Origin of the sequence: Actinoplanes couchii, assembly GCF_016862075.1 — a bacterium.
Taxonomy (GTDB): domain Bacteria; phylum Actinomycetota; class Actinomycetes; order Mycobacteriales; family Micromonosporaceae; genus Actinoplanes; species Actinoplanes couchii.
The window spans coordinates 13,722-30,259 of sequence record NZ_BOMG01000124.1; the positions used below are offsets into that span (position 1 = coordinate 13,722).

The 16,538-nt window shown below is 71.4% G+C and carries 12 protein-coding genes; 1 reads left to right on the forward strand and 11 read right to left on the reverse strand.

The window, feature by feature from the left end; genetic code table 11:
- Positions 1-3 precede the first annotated feature (3 nt).
- Complete coding sequence (gene pepN, locus Aco03nite_RS48295; protein ID WP_203809169.1) at positions 4-2,499, reverse strand: aminopeptidase N; 2,496 nt, start codon at positions 2,497-2,499, stop codon at positions 4-6.
- A 220-nt stretch (positions 2,500-2,719) separates the two neighbouring features.
- Between pepN and trpS the strand changes: the two genes are divergently transcribed.
- The gene (trpS, locus tag Aco03nite_RS48300; RefSeq protein ID WP_203809171.1) at positions 2,720-3,685 is read left to right on the forward strand and encodes a tryptophan--tRNA ligase; all 966 of its coding nucleotides are present in this window, start codon (positions 2,720-2,722) and stop codon (positions 3,683-3,685) included.
- Here trpS and Aco03nite_RS48305 read toward each other — a convergent pair.
- The 10 genes from Aco03nite_RS48305 to Aco03nite_RS48350 all read right to left on the reverse strand — a co-directional run bounded on the left by Aco03nite_RS48305 (position 3,674) and on the right by Aco03nite_RS48350 (position 16,530).
- Positions 3,674-4,108 (reverse strand): GNAT family N-acetyltransferase, encoded by a 435-nt coding sequence (locus tag Aco03nite_RS48305; RefSeq protein WP_203809173.1) that lies wholly within the window; start codon positions 4,106-4,108, stop codon positions 3,674-3,676. The two genes, trpS and Aco03nite_RS48305, sit on opposite strands and share 12 nt — an antisense overlap.
- Before the next feature lie 57 nt (positions 4,109-4,165).
- Positions 4,166-5,662 carry a GTPase ObgE gene (gene obgE, locus Aco03nite_RS48310; RefSeq protein ID WP_203809175.1) on the reverse strand — a complete coding sequence of 499 codons (1,497 nt, stop codon included), beginning with the start codon at positions 5,660-5,662 and terminating at the stop codon, positions 4,166-4,168.
- A gap of 126 nt (positions 5,663-5,788) precedes the next feature.
- The gene (gene rpmA / locus Aco03nite_RS48315; protein WP_203809177.1) at positions 5,789-6,043 is read right to left on the reverse strand and encodes a 50S ribosomal protein L27; all 255 of its coding nucleotides are present in this window, start codon (positions 6,041-6,043) and stop codon (positions 5,789-5,791) included.
- Positions 6,044-6,050: 7 nt separating this feature from the next.
- Positions 6,051-6,365 carry a 50S ribosomal protein L21 gene (gene rplU / locus Aco03nite_RS48320; protein WP_092547387.1) on the reverse strand — a complete coding sequence of 105 codons (315 nt, stop codon included), beginning with the start codon at positions 6,363-6,365 and terminating at the stop codon, positions 6,051-6,053.
- Positions 6,366-6,525: 160 nt separating this feature from the next.
- Positions 6,526-7,056, reverse strand: coding sequence for a hypothetical protein (locus Aco03nite_RS48325; RefSeq protein WP_203809179.1), 531 nt, complete (start codon positions 7,054-7,056; stop codon positions 6,526-6,528).
- 108 nt (positions 7,057-7,164) lie between these two features.
- Complete coding sequence (locus tag Aco03nite_RS48330) at positions 7,165-10,701, reverse strand: Rne/Rng family ribonuclease (RefSeq protein WP_203809181.1); 3,537 nt, start codon at positions 10,699-10,701, stop codon at positions 7,165-7,167.
- A gap of 208 nt (positions 10,702-10,909) precedes the next feature.
- Positions 10,910-11,644, reverse strand: coding sequence for a TIGR03936 family radical SAM-associated protein (locus Aco03nite_RS48335; protein WP_203809217.1), 735 nt, complete (start codon positions 11,642-11,644; stop codon positions 10,910-10,912).
- Between the two features lie 66 nt (positions 11,645-11,710).
- Positions 11,711-13,654 carry a TIGR03960 family B12-binding radical SAM protein gene (locus Aco03nite_RS48340; RefSeq protein ID WP_203809183.1) on the reverse strand — a complete coding sequence of 648 codons (1,944 nt, stop codon included), beginning with the start codon at positions 13,652-13,654 and terminating at the stop codon, positions 11,711-11,713.
- A 31-nt stretch (positions 13,655-13,685) separates the two neighbouring features.
- Entirely contained in the window at positions 13,686-14,030 is a 345-nt protein-coding gene (locus Aco03nite_RS48345; protein ID WP_203809185.1) for an STAS domain-containing protein, read from the reverse strand.
- Entirely contained in the window at positions 14,023-16,530 is a 2,508-nt protein-coding gene (locus Aco03nite_RS48350; RefSeq protein ID WP_239146046.1) for a SpoIIE family protein phosphatase, read from the reverse strand. The genes Aco03nite_RS48345 and Aco03nite_RS48350 overlap by 8 nt, the downstream gene beginning before the upstream one ends.
- Positions 16,531-16,538: the final 8 nt, after the last annotated feature.

The following is a 16,538-nucleotide window of genomic DNA, read 5'->3' on the forward strand; positions in this document are numbered from 1 at the left end:
CGGTCAGCCGCGGGCGGTCAGGGCGTGCCGCATGTCGTCGTCGGCGTCCAGCACCACCCGGTGCAGGATCGGGTGCAGGCCGGGCTCGGCCAGCAGCCCGGCGGCGAGCTGCCGGGTCCGGTCCGAGACGATCACCGCCGGGTACGCCGTGACCGCGATGCGCTCGGCGCTCATCCCGCTCCGGATCCGCATCATCCCCGGCATGTCGGTGAAGTAGCGCTCGGCGTACGGCGCCAGCAGCTCGGCCTGTTCCGGCTGCCAGAAACCGGCGGCGGTCAGGTCGGCGAGCCGGTTGGAGAGCGAGCCGTCGGCGACGATCGCGGTCCAGGCGGCCTCCTTGGCGCTCGCGTCCGGGAGGGCGGCCCGGCAGCGGACGGCCCACTGCTCGCCGGAGGCGCTGCGGTCCCGCTCCCGCTCGGCCTCGATGACGTCGGCGCCGATCGCACCGAGCACCGCCAGCCGGTAGTGGATCAGCCAGCGCAGGTCGGCGTCGACGGTCAGCCCGTCCGGCACGTCCTGACCGGCCAGCCAGCTCCGCAGCCGGCCGGTGTCGACGGTGGCGCCGATCAGCCCGCGGGCGGCGACGAGCTGCCGGGAGTCACCGGCCGGGACGACCGCGAGCAGCCGGTCGGCGGCCTGCGCGAGCAGTTCCAGGGCGGCCGGCCGGGCCTCCGCGGTCGCGTACCTGTCCACCAGGCCCCGGGTGGTGCGCAGCATGTCCTCGACGACGGACGGCTCGGACTCCACCGGCAGCGCGGTCAGCACCAGGGTGACCAGTTCGGCGACCGGGCGCTCGCCGTCCACCACCGAGTCCAGGACCGACGCCCAGATCACCGCGCGGGCCAGCGCGTCGTCCAGGTGCGGCATCAGCGCCGGCACGGCGGCCGCGGAGTCCTCGTCGAGACGGATCTTCGCGTACGCCAGGTCACCGTCGTTGAGCAGCAGCAGGTCGGCGGCGGGTTGCCCGGCCAGATCGGCGAGCACGGTACGCCCGGAGGTGTCCAGCTCGACCTCGTGGCGGGCCCGCAGGACCACCCGGCCGTCGGCGGCCCGGTCGTAGAGCCCGACCCCGATCAGGTGCGGGCGCAGCGTCGGGAAGCCCTCGGGGGCGGTCTGCACGACTGCCACCTCGGCGTAGTCCGCCCCGTCCCGGGTCACCTCGGCGCGCAGGGTGTTGACCTGGGCGCGGCGCAGCCACACCTCGGCCCAGCCGGACAGGTCCCGGCCACTGGACTTGGAGAGGGCCCCGAGCAGGTCGGCGAGCGTGGCGTTGCCGTACGCGTGCGTCTTGAAGTGGTCGTTGAGACCGGCCAGGAACGCCTCGTCGCCCAGCCACGCGACCAGCTGCTTGAGGGTGGCGGCGCCCTTGGCGTACGAGATGCCGTCGAAGTTGAGCAGCGCTTCCTCGGTGTCCCGCACGTCGGACGGGGCGACCGGGTGGGTGGACGGGCGCTGGTCGGCGCGCAGCCCCCACGCCTTGCGCTGCATCGCGAACGTGGTCCACGCGTCGGTGAACCGGGTGGCCTCGGCGGTGACCCGGGAGCCCAGGTACTCGGCGAACGACTCGTTCAGCCACAGGTCGTCCCACCAGGCCATGGTGACCAGGTCGCCGAACCACTGGTGGGCCATCTCGTGGGCGATGATGTTGGCCCGGCGCTCCCGCTCGGTCTCGGTGACCGCCGAGCGGGGGATCAGCTCGTCCCGGAAGACGACCAGGCCCGGGTACTCCATGGCGCCGAAGTTGAACTCCGGCGCGAACGCCTGCTGGTAGTGCCCGAACGGGTAGCGGATCTCGAACATCTCGTGGAACCGGTCCAGCGACTGCCGGGTCAGCTCAAAGATCTCCGGCGCCTGCGCGTCCAGGTGCTCGGCGAGGGCGGCCCGCGCGTACAGCGCGAGCGGGATGCCGTCGTGCTCGGCGGTGACCGCGTGGTACGGCCCGGCGATCAGCGTGGCCAGGTAGGTGGAGATCCGCTTGGTGGGGGCGAACTCCCAGCGGCCGGCGTCCGAGGAGACCAGGGCGCCGTTCGTGGCGACCAGCCAGCTCTCCGGCGCGGTCACGCTGACCCGGAAGACCGCCTTCAGGTCGGGCTGGTCGAAGGCGGGCAGCACCCGGCCCGCGTTGTTGATGAACATGTGCTGGTAGAGATAGGTGTTGCCGTCGGCCGGATCGACGTAGCGGTGCAGACCCTCGCCGTCGTTGCGATACCGCATCGTGGCGTCGACGACCAGCTCGTTGACGTCGGCCAGACCGGTCAGCGCGAGGCGGGTGCCCGTCGAGGCCTCCGGTGGGACCGGCACCCCGTTGAGCGTCATCGAGGCGACCTCGACGGGCTCGAACTCCAGGAAGGTGGCGGCACCGGCGCGGGCGCGGAAACGCACCACCGCACGTGATCGGAAGGTGTCTCCGGAACCGGTCAGATCCAGGTCGACATGGTACTCCTCGACGTCGACGAGAGATGCTCGCTCGACGGCTTCGGCACGGGTGAGGGTGGGCATGCCGACCATCATGCCGGTTTGAGCGCGCCGCCCGGGTGCCGGGCACTGTTAGGCTGGGTTCATGCGCGTGCACAACAGCAAGTGGTGGCTGCCCTGACGGGGCGGCTCATTCACACGCGCGAATTACTTCCGCGGCCGTCCGACATCGGGCGGCCGTTTTTGATTACTCGTGTCTCCCGGTGCGGTCGGTCATTCGTACGGCGAACAAGGGAGACCCGCCATGACGACCACCCGCCGCCTGACCGGCTTCAAGCCCACCGGCCACCTGCATCTCGGTAATCTGCTGGGCGCTCTGCGCCCGCTGATCGCGGCGCAGGGGCACACCGAGTCGATCGCGATGATCGCCGATCTGCACGCGCTGACCGTCGACCACGACCCCGCGCGGGTACGCGCCCTCACCCTCGAACAGGCCACCGTCCTGCTGGCCGCCGGTGTCGACCCGGAACGCACGCCGATCATCGTGCAGTCGCAGGTCCCGGAGCACACCGAGCTGCACTACCTGCTGGAGTGTGTGGCCGGGTACGGCGAAGCGGCCCGCATGATCCAGTTCAAGGAGAAGTCGGCGGGCGGCGGTCACGTGCGGCTCAGCCTGCTGACGTACCCGGTGCTGATGGCCGCCGACATCCTGCTCCACGACATCCTCCAGGTGCCGGTCGGCGAGGACCAGAATCAGCACCTGGAACTCGCCCGCACCCTCGCGACCAGGTTCAACACCCGTTACGGGGAGACGTTCACGGTGCCCGAGGGGGTCCGCCCGGAGGCTGCGGCCCGGGTGATGGACCTGGCCGAGCCGACCACCAAGATGGGCAAGAGCGGTGGAACCGGGCGGATCGCGCTGCTCGACCCGCCCGAGGTGGTGCGTAAGGTGATCGCCCGCGCGGTCACCGACGAGATCGGCGAGGTCCGGCGGGACCAGGAAAAACAGCCGGGTGTCAGCAACCTGATCGACATCCTGGCCGCCTGCTCCGGGCAGGCGCCGTCCGATCCGCACTCCTACGGCAGGCTCAAGCGGGAGACGACCGACGCGGTGGAGGCGGTACTCACGCCGATCCGGGCGCGGCACGCCGAGCTGGCCGCCGACCCCGGGCACGTCCGCTCGATCCTGGCGGCGGGGGTCGCGGCCGTCCGGCCACGAGCGATTGCCGTCGTACGGCGGACCCGCGATGCCTTGGGCCTACTGGACTAAGGCGGGCAGCCTCTTCTCGAACCGCAGCCGGGCCGGGTCGTCCGAGGGCACCTGGTGGTAGCCGGAGGACTGGTAGAGGGCGATCGCCTCGATCTGTCGGGACTCCAGCTCCAGCCGGATCCACGGGCGGCCCGCGGCGAGCGCCTCCTCCTCGACCGCCACGATCAGCTGGCGGGCCAGGCCGCGGCCGCGGAACGCCGGGCGCACGAAGATCCGGCGCATCTCGGCCCCGCCCGGCCCGGCCTCCTGCCAGGCGGCGACCGCGACACCCCGGCCGTTCACCACACCGACCAGATACTGGACGTCATCGTGCGGCTCGAACACTCGTCCCGCCGGACGACCGGAATCGGCCAGTTCTCGCTGTTGAGCGGTCACCAGGGCGGCCAGCTCCGGGTCCAGGGCGGTACGGATTTCGATCAGCACGGAGGTGACTCTAGGTGACGTCCCTTTCCGGCGGGTTGCGCTGATCTGACCGACCGACTATTCGTCGGTGTCGTCCTCATCACTGACCAGCACGGGGAGCTGCGAGTTGGTCACTGTGGTAATAGAACCGTCGGCCGCCATGTGGACCATCTCGTCCTCGTTGCGGATCCGGCGGGCCTTGCGAGCCGCGAGACGCTGCGCCGCCGACGGCCGGGTGTCCAGCTCCTCCAGGCGGGAGTCGGTGCCACGCGGGCCGGAGACGTACTCCCCGGCGTTGGGCGCCCAGTCGAACTCCCGCTGACCGATCCGGACCGGGCTGCCCGAGACGGCGCCCGCCTTGCCCAGCGCGGCCTCGACACCGAGCCGGTCCAGCCGGTCACCGAGGAAGCCGATGGCCTCGTCGTTGTCGAAGTTGGTCTGCCGCACCCAGCGCTCGACCTGGGTGCCCTTGACCACGAAGACGCCGTCCTCGTCCTGCTCGATCGTGAAGCCGGTGTCGTCGACCGCGCGCGGGCGGATCACGACCCGGGTGGCCTCCTCGACCGGCTTGGCCGCGCGGAAGTCGGCGACCGCCTTGGCCAGGGCGAACCCGAACTCGCGCAGGCCCTCCCGGGTCATCGCGCTGACCTCGAACACCTGGTAGCCACGGGCCTCCAGGTCGGGGCGGACGATGTCGGCCAGGTCGCGCCCGTCCGGGATGTCGATCTTGTTGAGCACCACGATCCGGGGCCGGTCCTCCAGCCCGCCGTACGCGGACAGCTCCGCCTCGATCGCGTCCAGGTCGGCCAGCGGGTCACGCTCGATCTCCGGCGCCGCCGCGTCCAGCACGTGCACCAGCACCGAGGTCCGCTCGATGTGCCGCAGGAACTGCATGCCCAGGCCCTTGCCGGTGGCCGCCCCCGGGATCAGCCCCGGCACGTCGGCGATCGTGTAGATCACCTCACCGGCCTGCACCACACCCAGGTTCGGCACCAGGGTGGTGAACGGGTAGTCGGCGATCTTCGGCTTGGCCGCGGACATCACCGAGATCAGCGACGACTTGCCGGCCGAGGGGAAACCGACCAGGCCCACGTCGGCGACGCTCTTCAGCTCCAGCACCACGTCCAGCGCGTCGCCCGGCTCGCCCAGCTCGGCAAAGCCCGGCACCTTGCGGCGGGCGTTGGCCAGCGAGGCGTTGCCCCGGCCACCCCGGCCACCCCGGGCCACGGTGAACTCGGTGCCGGCGCCGACCATGTCGGCCAGCACCTCGCCGTCCTGGGTCTGCACGACAGTGCCGTCCGGCACCTTCAGCACCAGGTCACGGCCGGTCGCGCCGTCCCGGTTCGCGCCCGCGCCACCGCCGCCGTTGGTGGCCTTGATGTGCGGGTGGAAGTGGAAGTCCAGCAGCGTGTGCTGCTGCGCGTCCACGACGAGCGTGATGCTGCCGCCGTGCCCGCCGTTGCCGCCGTCCGGGCCGCCGAGCGGCTTGAACTTCTCCCGGTGCACCGAGGAACACCCGTGGCCGCCGTCACCCGCCTGGAGGTGAAGCACTACCCGGTCGACGAACGTGGTCACTGACGACTCCTACTTGATGCGGGGTGAGTTCGGCGCGAACCGCACCGCGACTCACCGCCCGTCGGGCCCGGAAAAACGACAACGGGCCGCGGACCCGAGGGTCCACAGCCCGCTGTAGAAAAACTACTACGCGACCGGCACGATGCTGACGGTCTTGCGACCGCGCGAGGTGCCGAACAGGACGTTGCCGGTGGCGAGCGCGAACAGCGTGTCGTCGCCGCCACGGCCGACCAGGTCGCCGGGGTGGAACTTCGTGCCACGCTGGCGGATCAGGATCTCGCCGGCGTTGACCAGCTGGCCACCGAATCGCTTGACACCGAGTCGCTGGGCGGCGGAATCACGGCCGTTACGCGAGCTTGATGCACCCTTTTTATGAGCCATGGCGCGCCTACTTCCCGGTCTTGATGCCGGTGACCTTGACGCGGGTCAGCGGCTGACGGTGCCCCTGGCGCTTGTGGTAACCGGTCTTGTTCTTGAACTTGTGGATCCGGATCTTCGGACCCTTGGTGTGCTCGGCGATCTCGCCGGACACCGTAACGTTGGCAAGCTTGGCCGCTTCGGTCACCAGGTTGTCACCGTCGACGAGGAGGATCGCGGCGAGGGTCAGAGCGTCGCCGGGCTGCCCCACGAGCTTCTCAACCTCGATCACGTCGCCCTCGGCAACCTTGTACTGCTTGCCGCCGGTCTTGACGATCGCGTACATCGACGCGGACTCCCTGAGACTTACGCAGCCGCATGGCTGCTGGCGGATGTTGCTGATCCGGCGCCGCTTGTCGTGTTGCTGAAGCGCGCACGGACTCACGCCGAAAAGGCGCCGTCGGAAAGACTACTTCATGGCAGGCCCGAGGCCCAAACCAGGGCCGTCACCCGCGCCCGCAGGCCTTGTCCAGGGTACTCCGGAGGCTCTGCAGCCGCTTGCCGCCGAGCCCGGCGATGTCGAGCCCTTTGACCTCGGCCCCCATCGCGGCGAGCGCCTTCTTCAGACCGGGATCACCCGCCAACTCCGACATGTCGAGCAGGGCGTAGGAGAAGTTCGCCACGTCGCGAGCCGCCTTCTCCTTGGCCCGGGCCTTCGCCTCGGCACTCTCGCCGGCCACCTGGGCCAACAGTTCCCGGTCCTCGGCGAGGGTCTTCTCGAAGCCGTCCGCACTACGGCCGGCCTGAGCACAGATGGCCTCGGTGTCCGCGGAGAGCCCGGCATCGGTGGGCGCCTCGGTCCGTTCTTCCGCGGCCGCGGCGGCCGACGTGCCCGGCCCCACCGCGGGCGTCGCGTTCACCACTCCCCCACGGCTCTCACCCGCGGCCGGCACGTCTCCTCCGGCGGCCGGACCGCTGGTGCAGCCGGTCAGGAACGTGGTGACGATCGCCACCGTGACAAGGGCGGGCGTGCGCATGGCCGGTCTCCTCGGGGGCACGGGGATCGATGCCGCCGAGGGTAACCGAAAAAACGGCCCGGCAGTTAACTTTCTTCACAGTTAACTGCCGGGCCGGATTCACACTGCTCAGGGCCGGGTACGCCGCCTCGCGCCGCCCCGGCGCGACCGGCGGCGGGTGCCCGTTCCGGCGCCCACCACGTCGTCGTCCTCGTCCTCGTCATCGTCGGCCGCGTCCGGGTCGTCGGCGCTGACCAGCCGCATCGGCTCGGCCTCCGCCCCGTTCACACCGTTCGTCTCGGCGGCCGGCGGGTCGTAGGCCGGGGTGTCGTACCGCGACAGGTCGTAGCCGCTCATGTCGTACTCGTCGTCGTCCGAGGTGGTCACCGCCGGCTGCACACGCCGCACGATCCCGGAACCCGCGACCGGAGCCGCCGGGGTCACCGGCACCTCCACCACCTGCACGTCCACCACCGGTGGCACCACCACAGGCGGCGCCACCACGGGTGTCTCGGCCACCGGGGCCTCGGCCACCGGCGGCACCGCGGCGATCTCGGCGACCGGTCCGGCCTCCTCCACCACCGTGGGCTCGGCGACCTCGACGGCCTCCACGGCCACCGGCGTGTTCTCGGCACCACCGCGACGACGCCGCGACCGCGACGACGTCTGCGTCTGCGGCTGCTGCTGGACCGGAGCCTCGGTGCGCACCGCCGCGGCGACCGCCTTCACCTGGGTTCCGGCGCCGCCACCGCTGCCGTTGCTGTTGCCGCTGCCGTTCGACCGCTTCTCCGGCACCGGCTCCGGGTGGACGATCAGCCCGCGGCCCTTGCAGTGGTCGCAGTTCTCGCTGAACACCTCGAGCAGGCCGGCGCCGATCCGTTTCCGGGTCATCTGCACCAGGCCGAGCGAGGTGATCTCGGTGACCTGGTGTTTCGTCCGGTCCCGGCCCAGGCACTCGGTGAGCCGCCGCAGCACCAGCTCGCGGTTGCTCTCCAGCACCATGTCGATGAAGTCGATCACCACGATGCCACCGAGGTCGCGCAGCCGCAGCTGGCGCACGATCTCCTCGGCCGCCTCCAGGTTGTTGCGGGTGACCGTCTCCTCCAGGTTGCCGCCCGCGCCGGTGTACTTACCGGTGTTGACGTCGACCACGGTCATCGCCTCGGTACGGTCGATCACCAGGTGGCCACCGGACGGGAGGAAGACCTTGCGGTCCAGCCCCTTCATGATCTGCTCGTCGATCCGCCACTCGGCGAAGGCGTCCTGGGTACCGGTGTGCCGCCGCAGCCGCTCCACCAGGTCCGGGGAGACCGACTCCAGGTAGTTCTCGATCTCGGCGTACGCCTGCTCGCCCTGGACCACCAGGTCCCGGAAGTCCTCGTTGAAGAGGTCCCGGACCACCCGGATGACCAGGTCGGGCTCCTCGGACAGGGCCCGCGGGGCGTTGCCCTCGGTCGCCCGGGCCTGGATGTCCTCCCACTGCGCCTGCAGCCGCTTGACGTCACGGGCCAGCTCGTCCTCGCTGGCGCCCTCGGCCGCGGTCCGGACGATCACGCCCGCACCGTCCGGGACCAGCTTCTTCAGGATGTCGCGGAGCCGCTTGCGCTCGTTGTCCGGCAGCTTGCGGCTGATCCCGGAGGCGTTGCCGTTCGGCACGTAGACCAGGTGCCGGCCGGAGAGCGCGATGTGGCTGGTCAGCCGGGCGCCCTTGTGACCGATCGGGTCCTTGGTGACCTGGACCAGCACCGAGTCGCCGGAGCGCAGCGCCTGCTCGATCGAGCGGGCCCGGCCCTCCAGCCCGGTGGCGTCCCAGTTGACCTCACCGGCGTACAGCACGGCGTTGCGGCCCCGGCCGACGTCGACGAACGCGGCCTCCATGCTCGGCAGCACGTTCTGCACCTTGCCGAGGTAGACGTTGCCGACCATGGTGCCGGACGTCGTCCGGGACACGTAGTGCTCGACCAGGATGCCGTCCTCGAGAACCGCGATCTGGGTCCGGTCGGCCTTCTGCCGCACGACCATCACCCGGTCCACCGCCTCGCGGCGGGCCAGGAACTCCGACTCGCTCAGGATCGGCGGGCGGGTCCGGCGCTGCTCCCGGCCGTCCCGGCGGCGCTGGCGCTTGGCCTCGAGCCGGGTCGAACCGGAGACACCCTGCACCTCGTCGGAGGTACGACGGGGCTCGCGCACCCGGACCACCGTGTGCACGCCGTCCTCGATGCCACCGGTCTCGCCGTCACCACTGGAGCCCTTGCGGCGGCGCCGGCGACGACGGCGGGTGACACCGTCGCCCTCGCCGTCCTCGGACTCCTCCTCGTCGTCGCCGTCCTCGGCGGACGCCTCGGCGCCGTCCTCGGACTCGTTCTCGTCGGAGTCGCCGTCCTCGGCCTCGTCGGACGGGCCCTTGCCCCGGCCCCGGCCCCGGCGGCCACGGCGGCGGCGACGGCGCCCGGCGGCACCGTCCTCGTCGTCGTCGTTCTCGTCGCCTTCGCCGTCCTCGACGTCGTCGGCGCTCTCGTCGGGCTCCTCCAGGACCGGCTCGGTCTCGGTGACCACGGCCTCGGCCGGCTCCTCGGCGGCGCCCCGGCGACGGCGGCGGCTGCGGCGGGTGCCCTCGGCCGGTTCCTCGGCGGCGGGCTGCTCGGCGACGGCCTCGGTCTCCGGTGTCCCGGCATCCACCGGGGTCTCGGCGACGGCGGCCGGCGTCGTCTCGGCCACGACACCACGACGACGACGCGACGCGGGTGCGGTGACCTCGGTCTCGGCGGTCTCCGGGGTCTCGGCGGCGGCACCCCGGCGGCGACGCGTAGCCGGCGCGGTGGCCTCGGCCTCCACGGTCTCCGGGGTCTCGGCGACACCCCGGCGGCGGCGGGCCGGAGCCGTCGTGGCCGCGGCCTCGGTGGCCTCCGGCGGCATGAACAGCACGGCGGGCGGCAGGGCGGCCCGGCGGGCCCGGGACGGGCGGGCCGGCTGCTCCTCCACGAAGTCGTCGTCGAGCGGCAGGACACCGACCACCGGGACACCGGCGGCGCGGGCCGCGGAGGCGGCCTCCACAGCGGCGTCCTCGATGAGGGCGGCCTCGTCCTCCTCCTCGACGGTCTCCTCGGCCACAGCCTTGTCGGCCACGGCGGCCGAGGACACGGCGGTCGGAGTCGCAGCGGCCGAGGACCCGGCAGTCGGAGCCGCGACGGCCGGGGCCACGGCGACCTCGACCGGCACGTCGGCGGGGGTCGGGTCCTCAGCCGGGGCGTCCAGCAGCGAGGGCTGCGGCTCGACCTTCTTCCGGCGGGCCCGGGTGGCCTTCTTCACCGGCGCGACCGGGGTGTCAGCGACCTCAGCGGCCGGACCGGCGTCAGCGACCTCAGCGGCCGGACCGGCGTCGGCGGAAGCCACCGCCTCGGGCTCGACCTTCTTCCGGCGGGCCCGGGTGGCCTTCTTCACAGGCGCGGCCGGCGCCTCGGCGGTCTCCGCGACCGGCTCGGGCGCGGCGGGAGAATCGGCGGCAGCGGCGGTCGCGTCGACGACCGCACTCTCCGGCGCGGGAGCAGCCGCTTTACGGCGCGGTGCCCGGGTCCGGCGGACCGGGGTGGTGCCGGTGGCGTCCGCGGGCGGCGTCACAGCTCCGCCCTGTTCTCCCGAGTTGGCTGGGGGCTCGTTATCGAGCATGGGGCGCTCTCCAGTTCTCGGCGACCCCGGGCGCGGGTGAGCGCTGCCACGCAGGGTCGCTGCAAAGTTTTTCGGGCCCGGCCGAAGTTGGGCCGGGCTTACCGAAGTCTGCCAGGTGAACCATTTTCAACCCGGCGCCGGTCAACGGACCTTTGGTCTTCGGCGCGATGCCGGGTTGAAACAAGTCCGAACGAACACCGGCCGGGCATTACCGGCTGGCGCTCTCCGATGCTGACGCCCCTACGTGATCCGCGTCCAACGGATCGACGATCTCCCCCTGCGCGGTGAGTGTGCCCTGGGCCAGCCGGGTCACCCGTGGGGGCACCGGCGGCTCCAGGCCGGCCACCACACGCAGACCGGAGAGGACGTCATCGGGCCGAACGGCGGGAATCACCTGCCGTACGACAAGGTCGATTATCGCACACGGTACCGCAACGGCCCCGGAAGGTAGGTCCGGCTCATCTGTCATCGCGCACCGGAAGACCGCGGCGCGGGCGTCGAAACTGCGGCGGCCCTGCTTGGTCATGCGCTCGACCAGCACCTCCGGCGCCGCCAGGAACGCGGCCACGGCCTCCGCCGCCACTGCCGGTTCCACACCGGGCAGCTCCAGGCGCCAGTGCGAGGCGTCGATCCGGTCGGCGAGACTGCCGCCGCCCGGCTCCGCGAGCACCGCCTCCAGCACGTCCAGGCCCGGGGAGAGCGCGGCGTCCAGGGCGACCTTCAGCTCGGCCGGGTCCACCTCCCGCTGCAGGCCGATCTCCAGGTACTCGGCCTCACTGCCGACCCCGGTCGGGGCGGCGCTGGCGTACGAGATCTTCGGGTGCGGGCTGAAGCCCTGGGAGAAGGCGATCGGCACGGCGGCACGGAGCAGAGCCCGCTCGAACGCGCGGGCGAAGTCCCGGTGTGAGGTGAAACGCAGTGGGCCACGTTTCGCGTACCGGATCCGGATCCGCTGGACGACCGGGGCCTGTCCGCCGACGGGCTGGTTCTTCGGGGGAATCTCGTTCTCCTAAGCAGGGACCCGCAGGTTCGTCACGGGGGTCAGGGGAAGCAGTTTCTTGCCGGTCGGGCCGATCTGGATCTCGGTGTCCATCGACGGGCAGACGCCACAGTCGAAACACGGGGTCCAGCGGCAGTCGTCCTGCTCGTACTCGCTCATCGAGTCCTGCCAGTCCTGCCAGAGCCAGTCCTTGTCCAGGCCGGAGTCCAGGTGGTCCCAGGGCAGGACCTCCAGCTCCTCGCGCTCGCGGGTGGTGAACCAGTCCAGGTCCACCCCGAACTCGGGGAGCACCTCGGTGCTGGCCTCGACCCAGCGGGAGTAGGAGAAGTGCTCGGACCAGCCGTCGAAACGGCCGCCCTTCTCCCAGACCCGGCGGATGACCTTGCCGACGCGACGGTCGCCGCGGGACAGCAGGCCTTCGATGAGTGACGGCTCGCCGTCGTGGTAGCGGTACCCGATCGCGCGGCCGAGCGAACGGTCGCTGTTGATCGCGTTCTTGAGCATCTTGAGCCGGGCGTCGATGACCTCGGGACGCTCCATCGGCGCCCACTGGAACGGGGTGTGCGGCTTGGGCACGAACCCGCCGATCGACACCGTGCAGCGGATGTCCTTGGTGCCGGCGGCCGCGCGGCCGGCCCGGATCACCTCGTGCGCCATCTCGGCGATCTCCAGGACGTCCTCGTCGGTCTCGCTGGGCAGACCGCACATGAAGTACAACTTCACCTGCCGCCAGCCGTTCGTGTACGCCGTGACGACGGTCCGGATCAGGTCCTCCTTGGTCACCATCTTGTTGATGACTTTGCGGATCCGTTCCGAGCCGCCCTCGGGGGCGAAGGTGAGACCGGTGCGCCGCCCGTTGCGGGACAGCTCCTGGGCCAGGTCGATGTTGAACGCGTCGACCCGGGTGGACGGCAGCGACAGCGACACGTTGGTGTCGGCGTACTGCTCGGCCAGGCCGGAGCACATGTCACCGATCTCGGAGTGGTCGGCGCTGGAGAGCGAGAGCAGACCGACCTCGCTGTAACCGGAGAACTCCAGGCCCTCCTTGACCATCTGGCCGACCGTGGTGATCGACCGCTCCCGCACCGGGCGGGTGATCATGCCGGCCTGGCAGAACCGGCAGCCCCGGGTACAACCGCGGAAGATCTCCACGGCGTACCGCTCGTGCACCGTCTCGGCCAGCGGGACCAGCGGCTTCTTCGGGTACGGCCACGCGTCCAGGTCCATCGTGGTCCGCTTGGCGACCCGGAACGGCACGTCCGGCCGGTTCGGCACGACTCGCTGGATCCGGCCGTCGGGCAGGTAGTCCACGTCGTAGAACCGGGGCACGTAGATGCTCTCGGTCCGGGCCAGGCGCAGCAGGATCTCGTCGCGCCCGCCCGGGCAGCCCTCGGCCTTCCAGTCCCGGATGATCCCGGTGATCTCCAGGACCGCCTCCTCGCCGTCACCGAGAACGGCGGCGTCGATGAAGTCGGCGATCGGCTCCGGGTTGAAGCTGGCGTGCCCGCCGGCGAGCACGATCGGGTGTGTCACGTCCCGGTCGGCGCTCTCCATCGGGATGCCGGCCAGGTCCAGCGCGCTGAGCATGTTGGTGTAGCCCAGCTCGGTGGCGAACGACAGCCCGAAGACGTCGAACGCCTTCACCGGCCGGTGCGCGTCGACGGTGAACTGCGGGACGCCGTTCTCCTTCATGAGCGCCTCGAGGTCCGGCCAGACCGAGTAGGTGCGCTCGGCGAGCACGTCCTCCTGCTCGTTCAGCACCTCGTACAGAATCTGCACGCCCTGGTTGGGCAGACCGACCTCGTACGCGTCCGGGTACATCAGTGCCCACCGGACGGTCGTGTCGTCCCAGTCCTTGACGACGGCACCGAGTTCGCCGCCCACGTACTGGATCGGTTTGCTGACCCGGGGAAGGAGCTGCTCGAGCTGCGGGAAGACGGAACTGACGCTCATGGGTGCCCAGCGTACGCGAGACCGGTAGAGGCTAACGGCCCAGTTCCGTCGCCGCCTTCTCCAGGTCGGTGGCCAGCAGGTCAGTGCGGAAGGCGCAGAGCTGCAGAGTCATCCGGGCGGGTCCCCGTTCGCCGACGACCAGACGGATCGGTTTCCCCCGGTCGTCCAGGTCGCCGACGATGAAGTCGAGCAGCCGCACCCCGGCGCTGTCCAGGAACGAGACCGCGGTCAGGTCGATCACCACCGCGTCGGCCGTGGTGGTGCGCGCCACGATGGCCCGGCCGATGTCGTTGGCGTTCGCCAGGTCGATCTCACCCTTGAGGTGGACGAGTTCGGCCACCCCGCGCCGGGAGAAGCTGACCCACTGATCAGTCATGGTTGTCCCCCCGATGCCTGCGCATCGTCACTCTGGTTCCGTCGTCGCCTCGGTCGAAGGCCACCTCGTCCATCGACTCGTAGATCAGCTGCAGGCCGCGGCCCCGGGCGAAGTCGTTGCCCGGCCCGCGCCAGCCGCCCCGGTCGGCGACCCGGATCTCGACCGTCTCCGGGCTGATCGTGGCGCACACGTCGACCACCCCGAACGGGTCGTCCCGGTAGCCGTGCTCGATCGAGTTCGCCACCGCCTCGGAGCAGGCCAGCAGCACCGCGTTCAGGCATTCGGTCTCCACCCCGTGCCCGGCCAGCCAGCCGCGCATGTCGGCGCGCAGCAGGGCGATCTGCAGCGGGTCGGCGCCGATCGAGCGTTCCAGCCGTTCCTCGGTGCCGAGGGTGAGGCAGAGCATGCACACGTCGTCGCCGTGGTCCTTGCCGACCAGGGTGTCGGCGAGCCCGGCGGCCAGGCCCTTGAGCGGGGCGTCGCGCATCCGGGCGTACTCCCGGGCCAGGATCTCGAAGCCCTGGTCGATGCCCCGGTTGCGGCGCTCGATCAGGCCGTCGGTGTAGAGCAGCAGGCGGCTGCCGGCGGCCAGGCGCATCCGGTGCTCGACCCGGCGGCGGTCACCGGCCCGGGAGCCGATCGGCGCCGAGCGGGCCTGCAGCAGGTATTGCGGGGAGCCGGCCGGCTCGTACAGCAGCGGCGGCAGGTGACCGGCGCAGGCGTACGCCACCTCGCTGCTGAGCAGGTCGATCTCGGCGTAGACCACGGTCGCCATCCGGGCCGCGTCGACCCGGTCGCAGAACCGGTCCAGTCCTTCCAGGAGCCGGGCCGGCCCGTTCTCCGCCGAGGCCAGCGCCCGGATCGCGCTGCGCAGCTGGCCCATCGTGGTGGCCGCCTCGATGCCGCGCCCGACCACGTCGCCGACCACCACGGCCAGCTTGTTCGCGGTGATCAGGAAGGCGTCGTACCAGTCGCCGCCGACCTCCATGTCCTGTGCGGCGGCCTGGTAGTGGGTCTCCACCGCGAACCGCGGGTCGGAGCCGGGCACCGAGTCGGCGAGCAGGCTGCGCTGCAGGGTCCGGGCGATGGCCCGTTCCTGCTCGTAGAGGCGGGCGTTCTCCAGGGCCAGGGCGGACCGGTCGGCCAGATCGATCAGGAACTTGCGCTCGGCCTCGACACCGCGGCGGTCCGGGGCCATCCGGACGGCGAGCGTGCCCAGCACGGTGCCGCGGACGGTGAGCGGCAGGACGGTACAGCCGAGTCCGTCGCCGTCGGTGGCGAAGACCGGCTCGCCCGACTTGATCGCCGCGGCCGTCCGGACGTCGAGTTTCGCCTGGTCCGGTGCCGGGCTGCCGTGGTACTCGACCACACCGGCCGGGCCCACCTGGAGCCGTACCAGCGCCCAGTCGGCGATCTCCGCGACCATCCGCTCGACCAGCCGGCGGGCCCGCTGCAGCAGCCGGTGCTCGACCTCCATCGACCGCATGGTCCGGGCCATGAACGAGGCCCGTTCCTCACGCCGCCGGACGTCGTCGTAGAGCCGGGCCCGGTCCAGCGCCTGGCCGGCCTGCTGGCCGAGCAGACGGATCATCCGCAGTTCGCCGTCGGTGAGGCCGCGCTCGTCACGGAAGCTGAACGCGAGCACGCCCAGCACGGTGATGCCGGTCTCGCCCTCGGCCGGCCCGGTGGTCAGCGGCAGCAGCACCACGCTGCGGCGCTCGGAGCGGCGCATCGACTCGGCCAGGTCCGGGAAGTGCTCCTCGGCCTCGGCCACCGTGCCGACCACGTGCAGGTCGCCGCGCCGGGCCACCTCGGCCACCGCCCGGGTCGACGAGCGGGGCATGTCGTCCCAGTTGCCGGTGGTCGGGTCGGTGGAGGCGACCGCGACGATCTGGTCCCGCTCGGCGTCGACCAGGTAGATGCTGGTGCTGGTGGCCTGGAACGCCGGTTCCGGGGCACGGACCACGGCCTCGGCGACCTCGGCCACCGTCGGGGCGGCGGCCAGGTCGGCCACGATCTGCTGCAGCACCTGGACCCGCTGCTCGGACGCCTCGGCGGCGCGCCGGGCGTGCAGCAGCTCCTTCTCGTACCGGCGCCGCTCGGAGGCGTTGAAGACCATGGTCCGGATGATCCGGGGTGACCCGGTCGGGCCACGCTCCAGCACCGAGTTGACCAGGGTGGGCAGCCGGCGCTTGTCCGGCCGGACCACCTCGAGGGCGATCTCGTGCACCTCACCCTGCATCGCCAGTAACGGCGCGTAATGGGTCTCGTGGTAGATCTGGTCACCCGGAGTCAGCAGGTCGCGGAACCGTTTGTGACCGATCAGGTCGGCCCGGACGTAACCGGTCCAGGCCAGGAAGGTCTCGTTGACCCGGACGATGGTGCCGTCCGGGAGCGTCGTCAGGTACCCGCACGGCGCATGCTCGTACAGGTCTTCGGGATCGTCGTCCCAGGGTAGTCGCAACTCTTGTGTCACGTCCGGCACGCCAGATTCACTCACGTCACTGC